Source organism: Candidatus Equadaptatus faecalis, from assembly GCA_018065065.1.
Taxonomy (GTDB): Bacteria; Synergistota; Synergistia; order Synergistales; family Synergistaceae; genus Equadaptatus; species Equadaptatus faecalis.
The window spans coordinates 1-5,976 of record JAGHTZ010000084.1 but is presented as its reverse complement, the minus strand read 5'-3'; the positions used below and the strand labels follow the sequence as shown (position 1 = coordinate 5,976).

9 protein-coding genes are annotated in these 5,976 nt (G+C 44.2%); 4 read left to right on the top strand and 5 right to left on the bottom strand.

Annotated features, from left to right (window positions below; all coding sequences use genetic code 11):
• Window positions 1-10 precede the first annotated feature (10 nt).
• From KBS54_07010 to KBS54_06995, 4 genes are all read right to left on the bottom strand, one after another.
• A complete protein-coding gene (locus KBS54_07010) occupies window positions 11-1,288 on the bottom strand; it encodes an O-acetylhomoserine aminocarboxypropyltransferase/cysteine synthase (GenBank protein MBQ0055870.1) in 1,278 nt (425 codons plus the stop codon).
• A gap of 374 nt (window positions 1,289-1,662) precedes the next feature.
• A complete protein-coding gene (locus KBS54_07005; GenBank protein ID MBQ0055869.1) occupies window positions 1,663-2,082 on the bottom strand; it encodes a putative toxin-antitoxin system toxin component, PIN family in 420 nt (139 codons plus the stop codon).
• A complete protein-coding gene (locus KBS54_07000; GenBank protein ID MBQ0055868.1) occupies window positions 2,072-2,347 on the bottom strand; it encodes a type II toxin-antitoxin system Phd/YefM family antitoxin in 276 nt (91 codons plus the stop codon). Before KBS54_07000 ends, KBS54_07005 begins: the two co-directional genes overlap by 11 nt.
• A 173-nt stretch (window positions 2,348-2,520) precedes the next feature.
• The gene (locus KBS54_06995) at window positions 2,521-2,883 is read right to left on the bottom strand and encodes a helix-turn-helix transcriptional regulator (GenBank protein MBQ0055867.1); all 363 of its coding nucleotides are present in this window, start codon (window positions 2,881-2,883) and stop codon (window positions 2,521-2,523) included.
• 263 nt (window positions 2,884-3,146) lie between these two features.
• Here KBS54_06995 and KBS54_06990 point away from each other — a divergent pair, with 263 nt between their 5' ends.
• From KBS54_06990 to KBS54_06975, 4 genes are all read left to right on the top strand, one after another.
• Window positions 3,147-4,199, top strand: a complete 1,053-nt coding sequence (locus tag KBS54_06990) for an SPFH domain-containing protein (GenBank protein MBQ0055866.1) — start codon at window positions 3,147-3,149, stop codon at window positions 4,197-4,199.
• A 2-nt stretch (window positions 4,200-4,201) separates the two neighbouring features.
• Window positions 4,202-4,897, top strand: a complete 696-nt coding sequence (locus KBS54_06985; protein ID MBQ0055865.1) for a hypothetical protein — start codon at window positions 4,202-4,204, stop codon at window positions 4,895-4,897.
• A gap of 123 nt (window positions 4,898-5,020) precedes the next feature.
• Entirely contained in the window at window positions 5,021-5,437 is a 417-nt protein-coding gene (locus KBS54_06980; GenBank protein MBQ0055864.1) for a hypothetical protein, read from the top strand.
• Window positions 5,438-5,476: 39 nt separating this feature from the next.
• A complete protein-coding gene (locus KBS54_06975) occupies window positions 5,477-5,638 on the top strand; it encodes a hypothetical protein (protein ID MBQ0055863.1) in 162 nt (53 codons plus the stop codon).
• Window positions 5,639-5,687: 49 nt separating this feature from the next.
• Here the strand turns inward: KBS54_06975 and KBS54_06970 are convergent.
• Window positions 5,688-5,976 (bottom strand): hypothetical protein (locus tag KBS54_06970; protein MBQ0055862.1); only part of this gene is annotated, 289 nt, incomplete at its 5' end.

The following is a 5,976-nucleotide window of genomic DNA, read 5'->3' as shown; positions in this document are numbered from 1 at the left end:
TGCTATTATTTTAGCACTTTTCCAGCGCCTGTTTAATGTCTGCAATCAGGTCTTCTTTTGCTTCAAGACCACAGGACATACGGACAAGACCTGCGGGAATGCCTGCGGTTTCCAGCTGTTCGTCAGTCATCTGTCTGTGTGTGCTTGTCGCAGGATTAAGGCAGCAGGTGCGTGCGTCTGCAACGTGCGTTTCGATAGCCGCAAGTTTCAGCGCCGCCATAAATTTCTCGGCCGCCGCGCGCCCCTCAAGCTCAAACGACACTACGCCGCAGGAACCCTTTGGCAGATATTTCTGTGCCGTCTTGTAATATTTGTCGCTCGGAAGTCCGCAGTAGCTGACCTTTTTAACCTTCGGATGTGACTCAAGAAATTCAGCGACAGCCTGTCCGTTTTCGCAGTGCTTAGCCATGCGGACGTGAAGACTTTCAAGCCCGAGGTTGAGAATAAACGCCTGCTGAGGCGCCTGCTGGGCTCCGAAGTCGCGCATGAGCTGCGCTACACACTTTGTAATGAAAGCGCCGCCGAGCCCGAATTTTTCGGCGTAGGTTATGCCGTGATAGCTTTCGTCAGGTGTCGTCAGCCCTGGGAACTTGTCCGCATATTTGAACCAGTCAAACTTTCCGGCGTCAACAATTGCGCCGCCGACTGCCGAGCCGTGCCCGTCCATATATTTTGTCGTTGAATGAGTGACGATATCTGCGCCCCATTCGATAGGCCTGCAATTTACAGGAGTGGGGAAAGTGTTGTCAATAATAAGAGGAACGCCGTGGTCGTGCGCCGCCTTTGCGAAAAGCTCAATGTCAAGCACAGTCAGCGCCGGATTGGCAATAGTCTCGCCGAAAACGCATTTTGTATTCGGTCTGAAGGCTGCGTCCAGTTCTTCACGCGTGCAGTCGGGACTGACAAACGTTACTTCAATCCCCATTTTTGCAAGCGTTACGGAAATCAAATTAAACGTTCCGCCGTAAATTGAAGAAGAAGCTACAAGGTGATCTCCGCAGCTGCAGATATTAAAAATTGCGAAGAAATTTGCTGCCTGTCCGGACGAAGTAAGCATTGCCGCCGAGCCGCCTTCAAGCTCGCAGATTTTTGCCGCGACGTAATCGTTTGTCGGATTCTGAAGACGCGTGTAGAAATACCCGCTTGCTTCAAGGTCAAACAGCTTGCCCATTGCTTCACTTGTCGCGTACTTAAACGTGGTGCTCTGAATTATGGGAATTTGTCTTGGTTCTCCGTTGCCCGGTGTGTAACCGCCCTGAACGCATATTGTATCCAGCTTGCTCATCATAAAAATCCCTCCATATATAAAATAAAAAGAAAACCCGTCTCAGGCTTTGAGACGGGAGAATACCCGCGGTACCACTCAAATTGCGCCGAAGCGCCGCTCACGGAGGCGTTAACCTCTCCTGCACTTACGCAGCAGAACTCGGGAAACCCCTACGCCGCAAGCGCGGTTCGAAGCTCCGGCTCGGAAGCCATAGGGCATTGGCTTTGTCCGCCTCCGGCTTGCACCGTCCGCCGGCTCTCTGCAGGCTTTCAAAACCGCCCCTCTTCGTCACAGCCTTTATTTGCGATATTTAATTGTCAGATTATTATATACTAACACCAAAAAACCGCAAGCGGGAAAATAAACAGTAGAAAAATCCGGCGTAAGCAGTAAAATCAGCGGTTGTTCAATGCGGAAACGGTGTACAAATCTATAAACTCCGCAGGGGAAAGAACACATTCGTCGTCGGGGAAATGTCTTTTATTGCCTGTAACAAGAATACTGCAGGCTGCTTTTGCCGCGGCGTAGAATTTTCTGTCAGCTTCATCTGTAAAAGGTATTTCAACAAACGCGGGTACAACGGAAATGCCCTCAGTTTCAATAAAATTCAGCAGCGAACGTACCTGTGCAGGCTGGAATTTGAACTCAGGGCGGAGGAGCACTGTTTCATACTCCTGCAAAATTTCCCAACAGTAGACCGCTTTCAGTCTGCGCTCAAGCAGAAGCCCCAAAATCTGCGACGGCGCACGTCTGTTGTGCGACCAGAAAGCAGAAACAAGAACGTTGGTATCAACGACAACGCTGCTAATTTCCACGGCGTGCCCCGCTGATAATGCGCTCAATCTCCGAATCGTCCATACAGCCGTTTTTTGCAGCGGTTTTCTGCATATCGTTAAATGCGATTATCGCCTTTGCCTGACGGACGGCACGGAGAGTTTCCTCTATATCGCCGCCTGAAATGTCAAGCATAAGGGCGGCGGGCTTCCCGTTGTTGGTGATAATAACCTGCCCGTCAGCCGCTATATCCTGCCACAACGCCTTTGGCGTGGTTCTCAAATCCCTTGCCGAATAGAAATTCATTCTTATCACCTCACGGCTATTATACAAAAAGATAGCACAATTGTCTACGAAAATATTACACAACTTTTAATAGAGCAGTATGGCTGTAAATTAAAATTATCTCTGGTTGTTGAGGAGGAAAAGCAAAAAAGCGCAAGCGGAATAATACAAAAATCCGCCTCAATGGCGGATTGTTATTTGTCGGAGCGGGATTTTGAAAGCTGTTCTAAAATTGTCGCGTAGGTATAAAGTTTATAATTGTCTTCTGCGGACAGAGAACGCATTAAATCCATAGTAGAGGCTATTGTCTTGTCTGAAATTCTGAAAACGCCGTCATCAGTTTCGCTTCGCCTGTTTTTATTCCCATCGTATTCAAACAAATCATTCGGCGAACAATCGAGCAGGTCAAAAAGTTTTACCAATAAAGAGAGCGAAGGTGTCCTGCGCCCAGCTTCTATTTCGGTAATATATCCGGGGGAAACAAAAAGTAATTCAGAAAGCTCACTTTGCGTTAATTTCTTGGCCTTTCTGTAGTGGCGTATCCTATCTGACAGCATATATACCCCTCCGTTTGTTTAGTATTATGTAACAATACATTGCAAAAACAAATATACAAATTGTTGTTGACTTTGTTATCTTGTTGTGTATAATCTTGAATAACGCAACAATAAGATGATGTATATGTTCTCATGTTGTCGGAAAGATGATTGACAGTCTGTATCAGCGGTAATTTTCTAAAAGGTAAATTAGACAAGGCGTTGAAGATGATAGGAAAATTGGTCTTGTATGAGCAAAAGATTACACAGGGAAAGTGATTGGGATGGCAATAGTTGATGTTGTGAAATATGATGGAGATATGGATACTTTTGCGTGGAAATTTCCGAACAATGCCTTATCGACTAAAACGCAGCTGATAGTCAACGAATCACAGGAAGCAGTGTTATTAAAGGGCGGACAAGCGTGTGACATTTTTGGTCCCGGTCACTATGTACTTGAAACGGCAAATATTCCTTTGGTCAGCAAAATGATGTATATACCGTTTGGAGGAGAGACGCCGTTCAGTGCTGAGGTATGGTATGTAAACAAAGTCTACTCACCCGATATTAAATGGCAGACAGAAACGCCGATACAGTTGCTTGACGCTAAATTCAACATTCCGATATCGGTTACGGCAAACGGACAGTTCGGAATACGCATCGCGGATTCCAAGAAATTTTTGTTAAGACTTGTCGGAACACTTAAAACACTGCACAAAGACAATATTAAAGAATTTTTCCGCGGTCTGTATATGTCGCGTGTCAAGGATTTGATATCAAAATACTGTATAAAAAACAACATAAGTATATTGCAGCTTAACTCCCTGATAACGGAGCTTTCCGAGCAGCTGCATGAAAATATGCAGGGTACTTTTGAAAAATACGGAATAGAACTCATAAACTTTTATATTGAGGATATAAGCGTTAAAGACGATTTAACAATGGCTGTTATCAAAAGTGCGCTCGCGAAACGCGCGGAAATGGATATAGTCGGCTACGGCTATGCTCAGGAACGTTCTTTTGACGTTCTTGAAGGCGCTGCCAATAATCAGGCGGCAGGGCAGTCAGGAATGTTGGGCGCAGGCATGGGGCTGGCTATGGGTGTTGGTATGGGAAATACGGTGGGACAGCAATTTGGAGGTCTTGCAAACGGTTTTGGTATCGGCAATCCTAAAGTATGTTCTGATTGCCATAGAAACAATGCAGCTGACGCCGTATTTTGCGCATACTGCGGAAAGCCTTTGAGTGTCGCTAAAATCAAATGTTCAAAATGCGAAGCAGAGATTGACACCGGCGCAAAATTTTGTCCGCAATGCGGAAACAAACTTGGAGCGTAGAAATGCAAAGTGTTAACGGAAATACAACACGCAAAATTGCCTTTATCACTATCACCGTTACTTTGGCGGTTATGGTTCTTTGTTATATCAGCCGCGCAGATTTTGATACCTGTTCGGCGGCGTTTCTTGTACTGTCAGAGATAATTTTCTTCAAGATACTGAATGAATGTATGTCTGCTGACAGTAAAATGATAAACAAAATTGTTTTTACTTCGGGGTCTATCGTAACAACGGTCTTATATTTTGTTTTTACGCTGTTAATGACAATAGTTTCTTCAATATCACAAATTTCGCTGAACGTTAATTTGGCAATTCAGGCAGTCGCATTAGGAATTACGCTGGTTTTGCTGCTGATTTTCAAAACATTTGCCAGTTATATCGCGAATCAAGACGCTTTCGTGTTGGAAAAAATGCGGTTAAATAATTCATTGGAACAGAAAGCGGAGAAAATTGCCATAAGCATAAAAGATGAAAAATGCAAAAAAGAAATGCAAAAGCTTTGCGAAATGCTTCGCTACGCAAACAAAACTGTTGCAGATGACAACAGCAAAGAAATAGCAGATGCTCTTGGCGGCATAGAAAAACTAATTTCAGCTTCTGCGGATATGACAGAAATACTTTCTGCTGTTGAAAAAGCGGTTTTGCTTTGTGAGACGTGTAAGGTTTCATGCACTTCCGTTAAACGCAGCAGTTTATAGATGTTGGAGGTGACTACTGAAAAAATTGAAAACAAGAATGTTTGATATAAAAAGTGTCAAACAAAATTACTTTATAGGATTTCGCCATTTATTGGTATAATTTAGAGGAGGAGCGATGTTGTTATGTTTGTAATATGTGTAATTGTTTTTATTGTACTTGTTTGTTGGTTGCCGAAGACCTTGGGTAAGTTAAACGAAAGAAAAGCAAAAGACCGCGGGCGTCTGGACTATTTGAAAATGCGTGGCGTTGTCTTGAAAATATCCAATGTTGAACGCAGAAATTATGATTTGTATGTATATGATGAAAATTATGGAGAAATATGGTCGTGCCGAGGTGGTGATTTGAGTTGGGGTGAAATGCGCTCCTGCCCTAGTACCAAAGATGGTGCATATGAATACCCAAGATTTATAGATTTTTGTTGGGACGAAGATTCTGTTACTTTAAGATTTAAGTGTGTAGGGCATTATGGTAATAGCGACAGATACTTTGTGAAGAAATTTAATGCCTATAAAGAAACTATATCTTGGCACGAGGTGTAGTTTCTTTCAGCGGGGGACTCTGTAACCAAAAAGTGTATTATGCTTATAGAAACAGGATTTTCCGCTGACGGCGCAATGTATGACCGCAGAGGAGAAATGTTGCTGAGCTTGCCGCAAACGGGCAGCAATGAGTGGAACAAATGCGCGAGAGACGGCGAAGCTTCACGCAGAGCATGCAAAGAGATAAGACATTGGCGGTAACGAGCATTTAACACAGGCGGAGAGTTAATGCTCCGTCTGTGTTGTTTGTTTATTCAGTTTTTTCAATTACAGGATATTTATCGTAGGGGAGTTTGTCCGGCGCTTCACGGACGAACTCTGTTTTGCCGGTTTCAGGATTTTGAGCAAGCTTGTCCGAGTATTCCTGCCCGATGCATTTGATTATTCCGCAGCAGTTTTTCGTATCAAGGAATATCGCAAACTGCGGTATTGCGCCTCTTGTTTCCCGCACCTCTTTCGGCACTATCCGGAGAAGTGCTTTCGGAAGTTTTACGTCCCTGCTTTCGCGAAGCGGAACCGTTGTTATGTATTTCAGACTT